The organism is Streptomyces venezuelae (assembly GCF_008642315.1).
In the GTDB taxonomy this organism is placed as follows: domain Bacteria; phylum Actinomycetota; class Actinomycetes; order Streptomycetales; family Streptomycetaceae; genus Streptomyces; species Streptomyces venezuelae_D.
In genome coordinates this window covers 5,252,904-5,270,609 of the sequence record NZ_CP029192.1, presented here as the reverse complement: position 1 = coordinate 5,270,609, position 17,706 = coordinate 5,252,904, and the positions used below count along the sequence as shown (strand labels likewise).

Below are 17,706 nucleotides of genomic sequence, written 5' to 3'. Positions count from 1 at the left end.
CAACAGCGACGTCAACGATCACAATCAAACAAAGAACACCAACAGAAGTGTTCAGTTATTGAAGTTCTAGGCGTAGGTTCCCGACTGATCCGTTCGCGCAACGAAGCGAGTTCACATGCAGTCCCCCACCACGACAACCCTGGCCGAGGGGCTTCGGCTGCCCACCAACGGCCTCGACTACGCGATCCTGGCGATCTACTTCGCCGTGGTCCTCGGCATCGGCTTCGCCGCCCGGCGCTCCGTGAAGACCAGTCTCGACTTCTTCCTCTCGGGCCGCTCACTGCCCGCGTGGGTCACCGGTCTCGCCTTCGTCGCCGCGAACCTGGGCGCCACCGAGATCCTGGGCATGGCCGCCACCGGCGCGCAGTACGGCGTCGCGGTCGTCCACTGGTACTGGATCGGCGCCATCCCCGCCATGGTCTTCCTCGGCCTGGTCATGATGCCGTTCTACTACCGCAGCAAGGTCCGGTCCGTCCCCGAGTTCCTGCTCCAGCGCTTCGACAAGTCGGCGCACCTGCTCAGCTCGGCGCTCTTCGCCTTCGCGGCGATCCTCATCGCGGGCGTGAACCTCTACGCCCTCTCGATCGTCGTCGAGGCGCTCCTCGGCTGGCCGCAGTGGGTGGCGATCGTCGTCGCGGGCCTCTTCGTCCTCGCGTACATCACGATCGGCGGTCTCTCCTCGGCGATCTACAACGAGGTCCTGCAGTTCTTCGTGATCCTCGCCGCGCTGATCCCGATCTGCGTCATCGGCCTGAAGAAGGTCGGCGGCTGGGACGGACTCACCGGATCCATCGAGAAGCAGCACGGCGAGAACTTCATGACCGCCTGGGGCGGCACCGGCATCGGTGACGCCAACCCGCTCGGCGCCAACTGGCTCACGATCATCCTCGGCCTCGGCTTCGTGCTCTCCTTCGGCTACTGGACGACCAACTTCGCCGAGGTCCAGCGCGCCCTCTCCGCGAAGAACCTCAGCGCCGCCCAGCGCACCCCGCTGATCGCCGCCTTCCCGAAGATATTCATCGTCTTCCTGGTGATGATCCCGGGCCTGGTCGCCGCCGTCCTCGTCCCGAAGATCGGCACGGCGGGCTCCGACCTGACGTACAACGACGCGATCCCGTATCTGATGCAGGAGCTGCTGCCCAACGGCGTCCTCGGCATCGCGGTCACCGGTCTGCTCGCCGCGTTCATGGCGGGCATGGCGGCGAACGTCTCGTCCTTCAACACCGTGTTCACGTACGACATCTGGGCGAAGTACGTGATCAAGGACCGGGAGGACGGCTACTACTTGAAGTTCGGCCGTCTGATCACCGCGATCGGCGTGCTCGCCTCGATCGGCACGGCGTTCATCGCATCGTCGTTCTCGAACATCATGGGGTACCTGCAGACCCTCTTCTCCTTCTTCAACGTCCCGATGTTCGTCGTCTTCATCATCGGCATGTTCTGGAAGCGGGCCTCGATGAAGTCCGGCGTGTGGGGCCTCGTCGCGGGCACCGGCGCCGCGATGGTCAACTACTTCTGGATCTACAAGCAGGGCGTCATCGACATCCCGACCGACCAGGGCGCGAACTTCGTCTCGGCGATCGTCGGCTTCGTCGCCGGTGCCGTCGTCATGGTCGTCGTCACGCTCTTCACCGCGCCCAAGCCGGAGGCCGAACTCGCGGGACTGGTCTACGGGACGGCCTCGCCCGGCCTGGAGGACGAGGGCGCGGAGGAGGGCGACGACGCGTGGTACCGCAGGCCGGCCCTGCTCGGCTGGGGCGCCATCGTGCTCGCCGCGGCCTGCTACCTGCCGTACTCGCTCTAGACCGATCGGAGGACCGAAGACATGTCCGACCAGCACAACTCCGACCTGCACAACGAAGTCTCCGAGCTGGAGCGCAAGTCCGCGACAGCCGCGCGCCTCTTCGACATCCGGCGCATCATCGGCGGCCTGTTCGTCGTCTACGGAATCATCGTGACGATCGCCGGGATCACCGCGTCCGACGCCGACCTGAAGAAGGCCGAGGACATCAACATCAACCTGTGGACGGGCCTCGGCATGCTCGCCCTCGGGCTCTTCTTCCTGGGCTGGCTCTGGCTGCGCCCGACGGCCGCACCCGCCGGGGAACCGGCGGACGACTGACCCCCCGCTCCCGCACGCCGACGGGGCCCGAGCTCACCGCGGTGGCTCGGGCCCCGTCGTCATGTCCGCGCCCTCCGCGGCGCCCGCATGGTGCGCGTACGCCGACGCGGGGCGCTCGGCGCGCTCCAGAAGACCCGTCCGCGCCGCGAGCGCGGCGGCCTCCAACCGTGATCCGACGCCCAGCTTCATCAGGACCCGCTGCACGTGCGTGCGCGCGGTGCTCGGGGCTATCCCCATGCCCGCGGCGATCAGCCGGGTGTCCTCGCCGTCGGCGACCCGCACCAGGACCTCGACCTCGCGGGGCGTGAGCATCTGCAGCAGCCGCTGCCCCTCGTCGTCGGGCTGCGCGGCCGGATTGAGCAGTTCGCTGAAGGCGCCCTGCAGCAACTGGGGTGCGACGGCGGCCTCCCCGGCGCGCGCCTTCATGATGGCGCGCTCCACTCCTTCGATGCGCTCGTCATGGCGTACGTAACCGGAGGCGCCGGAGGCGAAGGCTGCGGCGATCCCCCGCGGGCTCGGCACCGGGCCGAGCACCACGACCGCCACCTGCGGACGCTCCCGCTTGATCTTCACGACCGGGTCGAACATGCCCGGTTCGGCCGGTGTCGCCGTCCCCAGGAGGCAGACCTCCGGGGCCCTGCTGATGACCAGTTCCGCGGCGCCCGCCGCGGGCGCGGCGGCGGCGAGCACACGGTGCCCGCGCAGTTTCAGCGCCGAGGCGAGGGCCTCGGCGAGCAGTCGGTGATCGTCGACCACCATGAGCCGCACACCCATAGCAACCCCCCAGTTCCCCGCGGGCCCCCCGACCCTTCATCCCCCGGAAGCTACACGCTTGTTCGACGTTACGCGCCCCCTACCGGCCAGAAGCGGCCCGGAATGCCGAAATCCATGCCATTCGGGGGGCGTTGGGGAGACCCGGGTGGTACGGATACGGCGGCGGGCGCCCCCCGTGGTGCGTGGGGGCGCCCGCCGCCGTCCGTGACGCCGTGGCTGTTCGACTACTTCGCGACGAAGCCGAGCGCCACGTACTCCTTGTCGTCCTTCGAGTAGGGCTTGCTCAGCAGCTTCTTGCCGAGGAACAGGTGCCCGTCGGCATAGAGGAGTTCGTTGGACTTCGGGACCATGCCGCTGATCGCCTCGGTGACCGACTCGGAGCCCGGGGTCTCCAGGAGCTTGGTCTCCTTCATCGTCTTGCCGTCGAGCGAGACGACCTGCGCGCCCTGCTTGTAGCTGTGGGCCTTGTACGCGAGGACGTTGCCGCCGTCCATGCGGATCGGGAAGATCTCGCCGTTGTCGCCGGCGACCGCGCGGTCACTGGTCGGCTTGCCGGTGGCCAGCGAGAAGGACACGATCTCGTTGGTGCGGTTGTAGCTCTCGCCGCTGCCGTCGTGCTGGCGCGTCGGAACGTACAGCCGGTCGTTGCCGACCGCGATCGCCTTGCAGTCGTTGACCATGTTCACGCCGCAGTCGTGCTCGTACTTCCCGTCCGGCAGCGAGATCTTCGCGCGCAGCTTGCCGTTGCTGCCGAGCGAGAAGACGTCCGTGACGCCGGAGGCCGTGATCTTCGTGGTGTCCTGGCCGAAGACGACCGGGTTCGTGGAGATGATCTTGGCGTTGTCGATGCCGGGGGCGATCGGGTACGTCCACTTGTCGTCGCCGGTCTTCGGGTCGAGGAGCTGGACCTTCAGCGTCTCGTCGCCGTACGTGCCGCACTCGCGGATCGCGACGAGCTGGTCACCGCCCGCGTACCCGACGTCCTTGCACTTGCCGACCTTCGGCTTCCACAGGGACTCGCCCTTGACGTCCCAGGCGGCGCCGCCGCTGGAGGTGCCCGAGCCCGCGGCGATCGTGGTGCCCGAGATGGTGACTTCCTTGAACGTCGCCTTCACGCCGTTGGTCTCGGCGCTCTCGGTCCAGAGCTTCTTGCCGGACTTGAGGTCGACCGCCGAGACGTTGGTGCACTGCTCGTAGTCGCCCCCCTTGTTCCGCTTGGCCTCTTCGGTGACGACCGCGGCGATGCCGTCCTTGGTGACCTCGGGCGACATCGCGCACATCATGCCGGAGAGGGGAATCGACCACTTCTCCTTGCCGGTGTCCGGGTCGTAGCCGTTCAGCTCGTTGATGCCCGCCTTGACGTAGGTGTCGTCGGTCAGGACGGACCCGGTGGCGTTCCAGATCTGGTCCTTGGGGATCGCGGGCTGCGGCAGCTGCATGGCCACCTTGGCCGCGGGATCGCCCGGAGCCTTCTCCTTGGCCGGCCCCTGGTCGGGCAGCGCACCGCCGCCCTTCTCGCCGCCCTTCTCGCCCTTGCCGCCCTTGCCGTCCTTGCCGCCCGACTCCTGCGCGGTGTTCTTGGAGTCGTCGTCCTTCGTCGAGGCGTAGTAGACACCGCCGCCGACGATCAGCGCGATCGCGGCGACCGCCGCGATGATGATCGTCATCTGGCTGCTGATCTTCTTGCCGCCACCGCCGGAGCCGGAGTCGCCGGGCTGCGGCTGCATCGGCATGGTGGGCGGCTGCTGGTAGCCCTGCTGGTACTGCGGCTGCGCGGGCTGCGTCGGGTAGCCCTGCTGGTACTGGGGCTGCGCGGGCTGGGTCGGGTAACCGTAGCTCTGCGGGGCCTGCGGGGCCTGCGGGGCCTGCGGGGCCTGCGGGGCCTGCGGGGCCTGCGGGTAGCCGTAGTTGGGCTGGCCCGCCGGGGGTGCCGGAGGTGCTGCCGGGGGTGCCGCGGGCGGCGGGGCCTGCGGGGGCTGGCCGGGGGGCGCGGGCGGAGCCGGGGGCGGCGGCGTCTGCGGGTAGCCGTACGACGGCTCGGGGGCCTTGCCGAACCCTCCGGGCGGCGGGTCCTGCGGGGCGCCGAACCCGCCCTGCGGGGGCTGGTTCGGGGGCTGCTGGGGTGGCTGGGGCGGCTGGGTCATGACGGGTCTATTCCTTGGGGACGAGAGCGGTCGAGCGGATGACTGGGTGGGAGCGCGTCACTCGCCGTAGGCGAGCATCAGCTTCGCCTGGCCGGTCGTGCGCATGATGTTGGTCGTCGAGATGTAGAAGCGACCGTCCACGTAGTCGACGTCCTTCGAGTAGAAGCCGCTCTCGATCTGCGAGGTGCCCTTCGGGTGCTGCAGAAGGGTCTTGGGCGTGTGCGAGCCGGACGTCGCGATGGAGACGACACGGCCACCGGAGTCGTACGACGGCTTGACGTACGCGATCAGCGAGCCGCCCTCGACCTTCAGCGGCAGCATCGTTTCGTCCAGCGGCGACTTGACGCGCCAGGCCTCCTTGCCGGTGGCCAGACTGAACGCGACGACCTGGTTGGCGCCGCTCTTCTGGTCGGACGGCAGGTAGAGGTACTTGTCGTCCGTCGCCACGCCCAGGCAGCCGTCCAGCTTGCGGTTGAGGATCGCCGTGTCGCACTCGGGCGCGAAGTTGTCGTCGGTGACGACCTCGGAGCGCGTCTCGTCGCTGTTCTCCTTCAGCACCGAGACGTTCCACTTCTTCTTGTCCTCATTGGTGAGGTACACGACCGTGGGACTGGCCGAGTAGACCTTGCCGATCCGCCAGCCCTTGGGGAACTTCTTGGTCCACAGCACGCGCCCGGTCTTCGGGTCGAGCTGCTGGAGCTCGTCGTGCTCGGTGGGCGTGCTCGCGCCGCAGGACAGGGCCATCAGGAGCTTCTTGCCGCCCGCGAAGCCGTTGGGGAAGCAGGTGCCCTCGTCCTTCTTCTTCGCGACGTAGAGCTTCTTGCCGTCGCTCATCCGCAGCGCCGTGCCGGACTGGTCGCGGCCGACCATCAGGACGTCGCCGACGAGGACCAGGTTGCTGGAGAGGGACGAGTCGAACAGGCCCTCCTTCTTGACCGGGTGGCCCCAGCCCTTGTCACCGGTCTTCAGGTCGATGACCTGGATCTGGTTGCACTCGGCACCGCTCTGCGAGCCGTCCTTGTACGCGACGACGATCTTGCCGTCGTCGGTCGCCGTCTCGGTCGCGGCGCAGAGCTTCTCCGGGAAGGTGATGGCCTTCCAGGCGATCCTGCCGGTCTTCACGTTGTACGCGAGGAGCTGCTTGTACGCGGCCTTGACCACGATGTCGCCCTGGATCCACATGCCCGGGGCGTCGCCGCCGGAGCCGGGCACCTTGGGCGCCTCCTTGTACCAGAGGACCTTCGCCTCGCCCGCCTGGCGGCCCTCGTTGAGGTCTTCCTTGCCCTCGTGGCCGTCACCGCTGCCGTTGCCCGGGTTGACCGGGGCGGAGGCGGTCGGCTTTGGATCCTTGTTCTTCGCCTCGTCCTTCTTCTTGCCGCCGCCGTCGTCACCGCTCACGACGGCGTAGGTGACACCGCCCGCGACGAGCAGCGCGGCCACCGCGGCGGCGACGATCACGACGAGCTTGTTGCGCTTGCCCTTGCCGCCGTCGGGCGGGGTGCCGGGCGCGCCGGGTCCCGCGAACTGCGGCTGCGTCGGCAGCTGCGCCTGCGGGTACCCGTACTGTGGCTGATTTCCATACGGTCCCGGCTGCTGCGGCTGCCCGTAGGGACCGGGCTGCTGCGGCTGGCCGTACGGCCCCGGTTGCGGCGGCTGACCGTACGGACCGGGCTGCTGCGGGTAGCCGTAGCCCGGCTGCGGCGGCTGGCCAGGTGCCTGACCCGGTGCCTGCGGCGGCTGCCCGGGCGGCTGTTGCGGCTGGCCAGGTGGCTGCGGAGCTCCGAAACCGCCGGACGGCGGCTGGTTGGGCGGCTGAGTCATCAGCGCTCCCCCCTTCACTGATTTTTCGGCACGCCAAATGGTGCTGAGGGCAGCCTTTCTATCACCCTGCCCCAGTACCACACGGGTCCGGTCCTGTCCCTGTTCCCAAGGGAGGACCGGCCTGTAATGCGTCCGTTACGCGAGCTCCACGACAGCTCTACGCGTCCTCCGCAAGCTCCAACCAGCGCATTTCCAACTCGTCCCGCTCGCCGATCAGTTCACGGAGCTCGGCGTCCAGTTTGGCCACCTTTTCGAAGTCCGTGGCGTTATCGGCGATTTGGGTGTGGAGCTTGGCCTCCTTCTGGGAGACCTTGTCCAGCTGCCGCTCGATCTTCTGGAGCTCCTTCTTGGCGGCGCGGGCCTCCGCGGAGGAGACAGTCCTCGTCCCCGCGTCCTGCGCGGCGGCGGGCGCGGCCGCGGGAGCCGACGGGGTCGCGGCCGCCGCCATCCGCTGCCTGCGCTCCAGATACTCGTCGATGCCGCGCGGCAGCATCCGCATCGTGGCGTCACCCAGAAGCGCGAACACCTTGTCCGTCGTCCGCTCGACGAAGAACCGGTCGTGGGAGATCACGACCATGGAGCCGGGCCATCCGTCGAGCACGTCCTCCAGCTGCGTCAGTGTCTCGATGTCGAGGTCGTTGGTCGGCTCGTCGAGGAAGAGGACGTTCGGCTCGTCCATGAGCAGGCGCAGCAGCTGCAGCCTGCGCCGCTCGCCGCCGGAGAGGTCGCCGACCGGCGTCCACTGCTTCTCCTTGTTGAACCCGAACGTCTCGCAGAGCTGCCCCGCGGTCATCTCGCGGCCCTTGCCGAGGTCGACGCGCTCGCGCACCTGCTGCACGGCTTCGAGGACCCGCAGCGTCGGCTTCAGCTCGGCGACCTCCTGCGACAGGTACGCCAGCTTCACCGTCCTGCCGACGATGATCTTCCCGTCCGCGGGCTGCACGTCGCCGTCGCTGCGGGCGGCGTCGGCCATGGCGCGCAGCAGCGAGGTCTTGCCCGCGCCGTTCACCCCGACCAGGCCGATGCGGTCGCCGGGGCCGAGCTGCCAGGTCAGGTGCTTGAGGAGCAGCTTGGGCCCGGCCTGGACGGACACGTCCTCCAGGTCGAACACGGTCTTGCCGAGCCGCGTCGTCGCGAACTTCATCAGCTCGCTGGTGTCCCGCGGCGGCGGCACGTCCGCGATCAGTTCGTTCGCCGCCTCGATGCGGAACTTCGGCTTGCTGGTGCGGGCCGGGGCGCCGCGCCGCAGCCACGCCAGCTCCTTGCGCATCAGGTTCTGCCGCTTGGTCTCCTCGGTCGCGGCGATGCGCTCACGCTCCGCCCGCGCGAACACGTAGTCCGAGTAGCCGCCCTCGTACTCGAAGACGGAGCCCTTCTGCACGTCCCACATGCGGGTGCACACCTGGTCCAGGAACCAGCGGTCGTGCGTCACGCACACGAGCGCCGAGCGCCGCGTCCGCAGGTGCTGGGCCAGCCAGGAGATGCCCTCGACGTCGAGGTGGTTGGTCGGCTCGTCGAGCACGATCAGGTCCTGCTCGGCGATGAGCAGTTTCGCCAGCGCGATGCGTCGCCGCTCGCCGCCGGAGAGCGGGCCGATGACGGTGTCGAGCCCCTGCGGGAACCCGGGCAGGTCGAGCCCGCCGAACAGCCCGGTCAGCACGTCCCTGATCTTGGCGCTGCCCGCCCACTCGTGGTCGGCGAGGTCACCGATGACCTCGTGCCGGACGGTGGCGGCCGGGTCGAGGGAGTCGTGCTGCGTCAGGACGCCGAGCCGCAGCCCGCCGTTGTGCGTGACGCGGCCGGTGTCCGCCTCCTCCAGCTTGGCGAGCATCCGGATCAGGGTGGTCTTCCCGTCGCCGTTGCGTCCCACGACGCCGATCCTGTCCCCCTCGGACACGCCGAGTGAGACGCCGTCGAGCAGGGCACGGGTGCCGTACACCTTGCTGACTGCCTCGACATTGACCAGATTGACGGCCATTTCACTCCTGACAGGGGGGACGATCGACCTTCAAGCGTAGTCGCCCGCGCGGGCGGCCCTTCGACCGCGCACCGGTCACCAGTGCCGCGGGCCCGCGGGAGGCGGTGGCGGCATGTGCGTTCCGAGGCGGGTGAAGCCGAGCCGGAGGTCCTGCATGGTCGTGATCGTCCGGATCATCACGATGCCGCAGACGCCGGCGGCCATCAGCGCGGCGTCCGAGAGCATGAACATCAGCAGGGCCGCGCGACCGTCCCCCGGATCCCCCTCGTCCGCCGCGACGAGCATCAGCCAGCCGAGCGCGCTCAGCACGCTGGACGCGACCCAGGTCGCCCACCACGCGGTGACGGCGCCCTGCCCGGGCCTGGTGTACGGCGCGGGATGACCGTACGCCCAGGGGTGACCGTACGCGGTCGGCCGCGCGCCGCCCGACGGGTCGCTGACCGCGACGATGTCATCGGTGATCTGCTTCGGTATCCACCAGTTGGCGAACGGTATGAACCACGCGCCGATGGCCATCCCCGGCGACTGGCGGTGCCGTCCCGGGGCGAAGACCTCCGCGTTCGTCCGCACCCGGTTGAACCACGTCAAAAAGACGGGGATCGCCGCGAGGAATCCGATGCCGAGCAGCAGCACGGCGAAGGCCCAGAAGCCCCCGACGTCGTCGTCCCGGTGGAACGCGTACCAGGAGCGCCCCAAGGTGTCGTACAGATCGAAGTCCGCGATCAGGCGCAGCAACGCGAGCGCCGAGACGCCCCCGAACAGCACCATCGCCGCCGTCCCGAGTCCGGCGACCGGGGCGGGCCGGGGCGGGATCGGCACGTAGTACCGGGGATAGGGGGGTGGGGGCGGTCCGGGCGGGAAGGGCGGGGGCGCGGCGGGCTTCGTGAAGTTCACCGGAGGCGCGTCCGGCGGACTCACCGGAGGCCCGTCCGGTGAGTCAGGCGCGTCCGACGCACCCGGCGATGTGTACGACATGCGTGTCCCCCGATTCCTTCCGCCCCCGACGCAGCCGTACGACCCGCTGCGTTCCGTCCCCGGGGCCTCGAGAAATCAGGTTACGGCGATCACTCGTACCGCGCCCGACCCTGTGGACAACTCGGGAGAACCGAGTTCTACAGCAGCGTCGCGCCCGGCGCCGGCGACTGCGCGACCCTCGCCGTACGGCACGTACCGGACGCACGCAGCGCCTCCGCCACCCGCACCGCGGATTCGTGGTCCCGCGCGAGAAACGCCGTCGTCGGACCCGACCCGGAGACCAGCGCGGCGAGCGCGCCCGCCGTCGTGCCCGCCGCGAGAGTGTCGCGCAGCGAGGGGAAGAGGGAGAGCGCCGCGGGCTGCAGGTCGTTGGTGACCGTGGCGGCGAGGGCGTCGACGTCGCCGTCGCGCAGGGCGGCGATCAGGGCGGGCGAGGCCTCGGGGGCGGGCGCGTCCGGGGTGAGCCGGTCGAACTCGCGGTACACGGCGGGCGTGGAGAGTCCGCCGTCGGCGACGGCGAACACCCAGAAGAAGGCGCCCCCGACGTCCAGCAGATCCAGCTTCTCGCCGCGTCCGGTGCCGAGCGCGGCGCCTCCCACCAGGCTGAACGGCACGTCGCTGCCCAACTCGGCGCAGATGTCGTTCAGTTCGCCGTAGCTCGCCCCTGTCCCCCACAGTGCGTCGCACGCCACGAGCGCGCCCGCGGCGTCGGCGCTGCCGCCCGCCATGCCGCCGGCGACGGGGATGTCCTTGGCGATGTGCAGGTGCACGTCGGGGGCGATGCCATGGCGCGCGGCAAGGAGTTCCGCGGCGCGGGCGGCCAGGTTGGTCCGGTCCAGGGGGACTTGGTCCGCGCCGGGGCCCTCGCAGGTCACCCGCAGCTCGTCGGCGGCGGTGACGGTGACCTCGTCGTAGAGGCCGACGGCGAGGAAGACGTTGGCGAGGTCGTGGAAGCCGTCGGGGCGCGCGGGGCCCACCGCCAGCTGGACGTTGACCTTCGCGGGGACCCGTACCGTCACGCTCACGCGCCGGCCTCCTTGTGCTCGGCGATCCGCGCGAACTCCTCCACGGTGAGGGCCTCGCCGCGTGCCTGGGGCGAGACTCCGGCGGCGACCAGCGCGGCCTCCGCGGCTGCGGCGGACCCGGCCCATCCGGAGAGGGCGGCCCGCAGCGTCTTCCTGCGCTGCGCGAAGGCGGCGTCGACGACGGCGAAGACCTCACGCTTCGACGCGGTGGTCTTGATCGGCTCGGCTCGGCGCACCAGCGACACGAGTCCGGAGTCGACGTTGGGCGCGGGCCAGAAGACGTTGCGGCCGATGGATCCGGCGCGCTTCACCTCCGCGTACCAGTTGGCCTTCACGGACGGCACGCCGTAGACCCGCGAGCCCGGCCCGGCGGCGAGCCGGTCGGCGACCTCGGCCTGCACCATCACCAGGGTGCGCTCGATGGTCGGGAAGGTGTCGAGCATGTGGAGCAGGACGGGGACGGCCACGTTGTACGGGAGGTTCGCGACGAGGGCGGTGGGCGCGGGGCCCGGCAGCTCGCCCACGAGCATCGCGTCGCTGTGCACGAGCCCGAAGGAGGCGATCTTCTCCGGGAGGCGGGCCCGGACGGTGGCCGGCAGCGCCTCGGCGAGCACGTCGTCGATCTCCACGGCCGTGACGTGGGCGGCGGTCTCCAGGAGGGCCAGGGTCAGGGACCCGAGGCCCGGGCCGACCTCGACGACGACGTCGTCCGGGCGGACCTCCGCGGTGCGGACGATGCGCCGCACGGTGTTGGCGTCGATGACGAAGTTCTGGCCGCGCTGCTTGGTCGGGCGTACGCCCAGGGCAGCGGCCAGCTCGCGGATGTCGGCGGGGCCGAGGAGGGCGCCTTGCTCAGTGCTCACCGCACCAGGTTACGGGGCGCGGCCGCACTGCCCGCCCGGCGACCGCCACGCCCGCCCTACAGCCTGCTGCCGCAGTGGGGCCAGGGGGAGGCGCCTCGCTGTACGTAGAGCTTCTTCGCCCGGAACGTCTGTTCCCCCGCGGGGGCGTCCTGGGGGCGGCCCGAGCCGCCGAGCCCCTGCCAGGTCCGCGTGTCGAACTGGTACAGGCCGCCGTACGTGCCGGACGGGTCGACCGCCCCGGGCCGCCCGCCCGACTCGCAGTGCGCCAGGGAACTCCAGTTGAGGTCGTCCGCCCCGGCGACCGACATCGGCATCTGCTTCGTGCCGACCTTGATCACCCGCTGCTGCGGCTCCCGCACCACCTCGGACCCGACCCGCTTCGGCTTCTGCTTGACGCCGTTGACCGTGCGCACCGTGTACGTGACCCGTCTGAGTCCCGCCCGCCCCGCGTGCGCCACGACCTCCGTGCCGCGGAAGAGCGACGGGTCCTCGGTCCTCTCCACGTCGAACGGGATCTGCTCCTCCCGCACCTCCCGCGTGCCCGTGACGCGCATGACCGTCACCGTCTGCCCGTCGCGCGGGAAGCTGTCGGGAGCGACCGACGTCGTGTCCTGGCCCCGCAGCGTGACCCCGGACTCGGCGACCGCCTCCCGCACCGTCGCCGCGTTCGTGCGGATCGTCCGCTCCCGGCCGTCCGCCATGATCGTGACGGTGCGTTCCGTGCGGACGTCGAGGGCGAGTCCCGCCCGGCCGATGCGGCTGCTGCGCGACGCCGACAGGTGCGCGCCCTCCGCGCGCACCCCGAGCTGCCGCAGCGCCCCGTCCACCGTGCGCGCCGTGGTCCACACCCGGCGGCGCTCCCCGTCGAGGGTGAGGCGGACGGGCCGGCCGTAGCGGACGGCGATCTCGTCGCCGCTGGCCAGGGCCGTGGTGGACGCGGGCGCGACGATGTCGTGGTCGCCGACGTCCACGCCTTCGTCTGCGAGGAGTTCACCGACGTCGTCCGCGAAGGTGTGCAGGGTGCGCGGCTTGCCGTCGACGATGAGCTGCACGGCCTTGTCGTTGGCGACGAACGCGGACGTGCCGCCCGCGAGGAACGCGACGACGAGGGCCTGCGGCACCAGCCGCCGCATCGCGTCGGGTCCCCCGGCCCCGGTCCCGGCCCTGGCCCCGGTTTCGGCTCCGGACCGTTCGTGGCCCGCGCCCCGCGTGGACTTCCTGCCGCGCCCGCCCCGCCGCAGCTCGGCCCGCCCGGGAGCGGGCACCACGGGGCCGGGCTCGGGCGCGCGCTCCGGCTCGGGAGCCAGCGGCACGCTGTCCAGCGTCTCCTCGTACGCCACCTGGTAGCTGTACGACGTCTCCTGCCACACCGCGTAGGCAGGCTCGTACGACGGCGGGCCGTACTGCGGTTCGTACGTCGTCTCGTACGTCTCGTACTGCGAGTTGCTCACGATGACGCTCCAGGGTTCCGTACCGGGGCGGACAGAACCTAGCGGAGCTCTCGTCACTCTCCAAAGCAGCCCGGCTACGCTGTGTCGCCGCGTTGACCTGAGCCGGCCCCGTGAAGGGCTCGGGGCGTTATCGGTCAGTAAGCAAACGCGCGCGCCGTGTTCGCCGAGACCGCCGTGGCCATGGCGTCCTCGTCGATGCCGCGGATCTCGGCCATGGCGCGCACCGTGACCGGAATGAGATACGGGGCGTTGGGCCGTCCGCGGTACGGGGCGGGCGTCAGGAACGGCGCGTCGGTCTCCACGAGGACCAGATCGAGCGGGGCGACGGCCAGCGCGTCGCGCAGCCCCTGCGCGTTCTTGAAGGTGACGTTGCCCGCGAAGGACATGAAGTAGCCGTGCTCGGCGCAGATCCGGGCCATGTCGGCGTCGCCGGAGTAGCAGTGGAAGACGGTGCGCTCGGGGGCGCCCTCCTCCTTCAGGACGCGTAGCACGTCCTCGTGGGCCTCGCGATCGTGGATGACCAGCGCCTTGCCGTGCCGCTTGGCGATCTCGATGTGCGCGCGGAACGACCGCTCCTGGGCGGCCATGCCCTCGGGGCCCGTGCGGAAGTGGTCGAGGCCGGTCTCGCCGACGCCGAGCACGTGCGGCAGGGCGGCGAGGGCGTCGATCTCGCCGAGCGCCTCGTCGAGGGCGGCGTCGCCGCCGGGCTCCCTGGCGCCCTGCCGGGACCAGCCGTCGGGGTCGCCCAGGACGATCCGGGGCGCTTCGTTGGGGTGGAGGGCGACGGTGGCGTGCACGCTGTCGTGCGCGGCGGCGGTCTCGGCCGCCCACCGCGAACCGCGTACGTCGCACCCCACCTGGACCACCGTCGTGACGCCGACCGACGCGGCCTTGGCGAGGCCTTCCTCCACGGTGCCCGACTGCATGTCGAGGTGGGTGTGGGAGTCGGCGACCGCCACCCGCAGCGGTTCGGGCAGGGGCGGCGGTACGTCGGCGTTCTTCGAAGGCATGCCTCGATCCTACGGAGAAGCACGCCGACCCGGACGGGGCCCGCGGGCCCGGCTAGTGCGCCCGGCGGTGCTGGAACGGGTGCAGCAGGTCGGACAGGTGCCAGTGGTGACGTCCCGCGCCGTCACCCTCCCCGGCCCCGTCGGCGCCCGGCTCGACCGCGTCCACCGGCCCGGCCGGCTTCCCGACCCCCTTCGCCGCGCCAGCGTGCTGGCGCCGCATCATGTCGAGCACGGAGGACACCTGTCCGGCACGCATGATCCGCACGACGTGACCGCCGCAGTTCAGGCACGTGGGCCGGGTCAGCGGCGACGGCACGCGCGCGCCGTCCGCCAGATACGTCACGAACTCCTGACCCGTGGCGTCCACGTGGTGCTCTATCTCGTAGGACTGCTCCCAGCCGTGCCCGCACCGCATGCAGGCGAAGGCGTACGACTCGTGAACGACATTCAGCGCCGTGGTGGGGTGGCCGGTGTCTGCGATCTCACTCATGCCAGCTGCTCCTCTTGCCCGAGGGACAAGCGCTGCCGGTGTCCGGAACATCCCGGGCCGGAAGCGTGGGGACGGGTGCGTCCCTTCAACCAGTGGACGCCTTTCCGGGAGCGAGCGCATCAGACCTGTCGAGCATTGGAGCCGTTTTGGCCTTTCCTTAGGAAAGGGGCCCGAAAAGAGCCTGGTGCGCGGCCCGCGCTTTGCTTTTCACGATAGTCCTTTGCCAGCCGATGGGCCGCCCCGATCCGCATTCTTTGCCGCCACGACGGCATCGAACACCTCCCGTTTGGGAAGGCCCGCTTCAGCGGCCACCGCGGCGATCGCCTCCTTGCGTCGCTCGCCCGCCTCCTCGCGCACCCGCACCCTGCGCACCAGCTCGTCCGGGCCCAGTTCGGCCGCGCTCTTCTCGGGCGCGCCCTCGACGACGACCGTGATCTCGCCCCGTACGCCGTCGGCGGCCCACTCGGCGAGTTCCTTCAGCGAACCGCGCTTGACCTCTTCGTACGTCTTGGTCAGCTCGCGGCAGACCGCGGCCCTGCGCTCCTCGCCGAACGCCTCGGCCATCGCGGCGAGCGTGTCGTCGATGCGGTGCGGCGCCTCGAAGTAGACGAGCGTCCTGCGGTCCTCCGCGACCTCCTTGAGGCGCGAGAGCCGCTCGCCCGCCTTGCGCGGCAGGAAGCCCTCGAAGCAGAAACGGTCGACGGGCAGCCCGGAGAGGGCGAGCGCCGTGAGCACGGCCGAGGGGCCCGGCACGGCCGTCACCCGCACCTCCCGCTCCACGGCGGCCGCGACCAGCCGGTAGCCGGGGTCGGAGACGGACGGCATGCCCGCGTCCGTCACGAGCAGCACACGCGCGCCGCCCACCAGCGCCTCGACCAGCTCGGGCGTGCGCGCGGTCTCGTTGCCCTCGAAGTACGAGACGACCCGCCCGCCGACCTGGACGCCGAGCGCCTGGGTGAGCCGGCGCAGGCGCCGCGTGTCCTCGGCGGCGACGACATCGGCCGACTCCAGCTCGGCGGCGAGCCGCGGCGGCGCGTCGGCGACGTCGCCGATGGGCGTGCCTGCCAACACAAGGGTTCCGGGGGAATCAGCGCTTCCTGTCACTGTTCCATCCTCGCAGGGCCCACGGACGGGACTCGCACAGTCTGGTTCCCTACGATGGCGCGGTGACCAGTACCGCGTCTTCCCCGGACACCCGCGAGGGCCAGGCAGCCGAGGAGCAGCAGCCTCCGTGGCAGCGGCGGCTGCGCAGATTCGGCCATGTGGAGCGGCCGAGGGAGGACGTGCGGGCGCGCCTCGTGCCCGCGTACGCACAGCCGAGCCCCCGCCTGTGGATGACACTCGGCCTGTCGAAGAGGGCCGCGGACCAGGTGGCGCGGTGGTCCGGCTGGGCCGGACCGCTGCTGATCACGCTCGTCGCCGGGGTGACCCGCTTCTGGAACCTCGGCAATCCGAAGGCCGTGATATTCGACGAGACGTACTACGCGAAGGACGCCTGGGCGCTCATCCACCGCGGTTTCGAGGTCAACTGGCCCGAGAAGGTCAACGGCGACGTCCTGAAGCAGGGCAGCGACATCGCGATCCCGCACGACGCGGCCTACGTGGTGCATCCGCCCGTCGGCAAGTACGTGATCGGTGCCGGCGAGTGGCTGTTCGGCTTCGACCCGTTCGGCTGGCGTTTCATGACGGCGGTGCTCGGCACGCTGTCGGTGCTGATGCTGTGCCGGATCGGGCGGCGGCTCTTCCGGTCGACGTTCCTCGGCTGCCTGGCGGGCGCGCTGCTCGCGGTGGACGGCCTGCACTTCGTGATGAGCCGCACGGCCCTGCTCGACCAGGTCCTGATGTTCTTCGTGCTCGCCGCGTTCGGCTGCTTCCTGATCGACAGGGACAAGGCGCGGGCGCGGCTCGCGGCCGCCCTGCCGGCCGACGAGGACGGGCGGGTGCGCCCCGACGCGCACGTCGCGCGGACGCTGCGCCTGGGGTGGCGGCCGTGGCGGTGGGCGGCCGGGCTCTGCCTCGGCCTCGCCTTCGGCACGAAGTGGAACGGCCTGTACGTCATGGTCTTCCTCTGCCTGATGACCGTCCTGTGGGACGTGGGCGCGCGCCGGGTGGCCGGTGCGGTGCGCCCCTACCGCGCGGTGCTGCGGCGGGACGTGCTCCCGGCGTTCGTGTCGACGGTGCCGGTGGCGCTGGCCACGTACGTGGTCTCCTGGCTCGGCTGGATCCTGTCTCCGTCGGACGGCACCGGCGGCTACTACCGCAACTGGGCGGCGACGGCGGGCAAGGGCGGCGACTGGACGTGGCTGCCGGACTGGGTGCGCAGCCTGTGGCACTACGAGCACGCGGTGTACGAGTTCCACGTGGGCCTCTCCTCGCCGCACACCTATCAGTCCAACCCGTGGAGCTGGATCGTCGACGGCAGGCCCGTCTCGTACTTCTACGAGTCGCCGCTGCCCGGCAAGGACGGCTGCCCCTCGGACACCACGGAGAAGTGCGCCCGCGAGGTCCTCGCCCTCGGTACGCCGCTGCTGTGGTGGGCGGCGGCCTTCGCGCTGCTCTACGTCCTGTGGCGGTGGGCGTTCCGCCGCGACTGGCGGGCGGGCGCGATCCTGTGCGGCGTCCTTGCGGGCTATCTGCCCTGGTTCTTCTACCAGGAGCGGACGATCTTCTACTTCTACGCGGTCGTCTTCGTGCCGTTCCTGTGTCTCGCGGTGGCGATGACGATCGGCGCGATCCTCGGCCCGCCGGGCTCCACCGAGCGGCGCCGGGTCGTGGGCGCGGCGGCCTCCGGCGTCCTGGTCCTGCTCATCCTCTGGAACTTCATCTATTTCTGGCCGATCTACACGGGCACCGCGATTCCGATCGATTCGTGGCGGTCGCGGATGTGGCTGGACACGTGGGTGTAAAGCCCCCGATGCCAGGCATCCGTGTAGTACACACCTTGGACACCTTCGGATAACGACAGCCTCGTACCTCACCCCTGTTCCTCACGGCCCTTTAGTGTTCAGGGCGAATGACCTTCCCGGACATGTCCGGGAGGACTCCTGGGGAGG

14 protein-coding genes are annotated in these 17,706 nt (G+C 70.6%); 3 read left to right on the top strand and 11 right to left on the bottom strand.

From position 1 onward, the window contains the following. Positions 1-115 precede the first annotated feature (115 nt). Positions 116-1,804: a sodium:solute symporter family protein gene (locus DEJ48_RS23100; RefSeq protein ID WP_150217991.1), complete on the top strand. Its 1,689-nt coding sequence runs from the start codon at positions 116-118 to the stop codon at positions 1,802-1,804. 21 nt (positions 1,805-1,825) lie between these two features. After that, complete coding sequence (locus DEJ48_RS23095; protein WP_150217990.1) at positions 1,826-2,122, top strand: hypothetical protein; 297 nt, start codon at positions 1,826-1,828, stop codon at positions 2,120-2,122. A 33-nt stretch (positions 2,123-2,155) separates the two neighbouring features. On the opposite strand, the gene DEJ48_RS23090 is transcribed toward DEJ48_RS23095, so the two are convergent. From DEJ48_RS23090 to rsmI, 11 genes are all read right to left on the bottom strand, one after another. Continuing rightward, a complete protein-coding gene (locus DEJ48_RS23090; RefSeq protein ID WP_223832168.1) occupies positions 2,156-2,896 on the bottom strand; it encodes a helix-turn-helix transcriptional regulator in 741 nt (246 codons plus the stop codon). Positions 2,897-3,120: 224 nt separating this feature from the next. Continuing rightward, positions 3,121-5,040, bottom strand: coding sequence for a PQQ-binding-like beta-propeller repeat protein (locus tag DEJ48_RS23085; protein WP_150217989.1), 1,920 nt, complete (start codon positions 5,038-5,040; stop codon positions 3,121-3,123). Positions 5,041-5,097: 57 nt separating this feature from the next. Next, the gene (locus tag DEJ48_RS23080; RefSeq protein ID WP_150217988.1) at positions 5,098-6,861 is read right to left on the bottom strand and encodes a PQQ-binding-like beta-propeller repeat protein; all 1,764 of its coding nucleotides are present in this window, start codon (positions 6,859-6,861) and stop codon (positions 5,098-5,100) included. Between the two features lie 157 nt (positions 6,862-7,018). After that, positions 7,019-8,839: an ABC-F family ATP-binding cassette domain-containing protein gene (locus DEJ48_RS23075; protein ID WP_150217987.1), complete on the bottom strand. Its 1,821-nt coding sequence runs from the start codon at positions 8,837-8,839 to the stop codon at positions 7,019-7,021. Between the two features lie 75 nt (positions 8,840-8,914). Then, positions 8,915-9,733, bottom strand: a complete 819-nt coding sequence (locus DEJ48_RS23070; RefSeq protein WP_190537539.1) for a DUF4328 domain-containing protein — start codon at positions 9,731-9,733, stop codon at positions 8,915-8,917. A 218-nt stretch (positions 9,734-9,951) separates the two neighbouring features. Continuing rightward, the gene (locus tag DEJ48_RS23065; protein ID WP_150217985.1) at positions 9,952-10,839 is read right to left on the bottom strand and encodes a 4-(cytidine 5'-diphospho)-2-C-methyl-D-erythritol kinase; all 888 of its coding nucleotides are present in this window, start codon (positions 10,837-10,839) and stop codon (positions 9,952-9,954) included. Continuing rightward, positions 10,836-11,702 (bottom strand): 16S rRNA (adenine(1518)-N(6)/adenine(1519)-N(6))-dimethyltransferase RsmA, encoded by an 867-nt coding sequence (gene rsmA, locus DEJ48_RS23060; protein WP_150217984.1) that lies wholly within the window; start codon positions 11,700-11,702, stop codon positions 10,836-10,838. Before rsmA ends, DEJ48_RS23065 begins: the two co-directional genes overlap by 4 nt. 56 nt (positions 11,703-11,758) lie before the next feature. After that, positions 11,759-13,153 (bottom strand): resuscitation-promoting factor, encoded by a 1,395-nt coding sequence (locus DEJ48_RS23055; RefSeq protein WP_150217983.1) that lies wholly within the window; start codon positions 13,151-13,153, stop codon positions 11,759-11,761. A gap of 134 nt (positions 13,154-13,287) precedes the next feature. Further along, entirely contained in the window at positions 13,288-14,163 is an 876-nt protein-coding gene (locus DEJ48_RS23050; protein ID WP_150217982.1) for a TatD family hydrolase, read from the bottom strand. A 52-nt stretch (positions 14,164-14,215) separates the two neighbouring features. After that, positions 14,216-14,653, bottom strand: coding sequence for a hypothetical protein (locus tag DEJ48_RS23045; RefSeq protein ID WP_150217981.1), 438 nt, complete (start codon positions 14,651-14,653; stop codon positions 14,216-14,218). A 207-nt stretch (positions 14,654-14,860) separates the two neighbouring features. Further along, entirely contained in the window at positions 14,861-15,724 is an 864-nt protein-coding gene (gene rsmI / locus DEJ48_RS23040; protein ID WP_263399451.1) for a 16S rRNA (cytidine(1402)-2'-O)-methyltransferase, read from the bottom strand. A gap of 95 nt (positions 15,725-15,819) precedes the next feature. Between rsmI and DEJ48_RS23035 the strand changes: the two genes are divergently transcribed. After that, complete coding sequence (locus tag DEJ48_RS23035; protein WP_150217979.1) at positions 15,820-17,559, top strand: dolichyl-phosphate-mannose--protein mannosyltransferase; 1,740 nt, start codon at positions 15,820-15,822, stop codon at positions 17,557-17,559. Positions 17,560-17,706 lie beyond the last annotated feature (147 nt).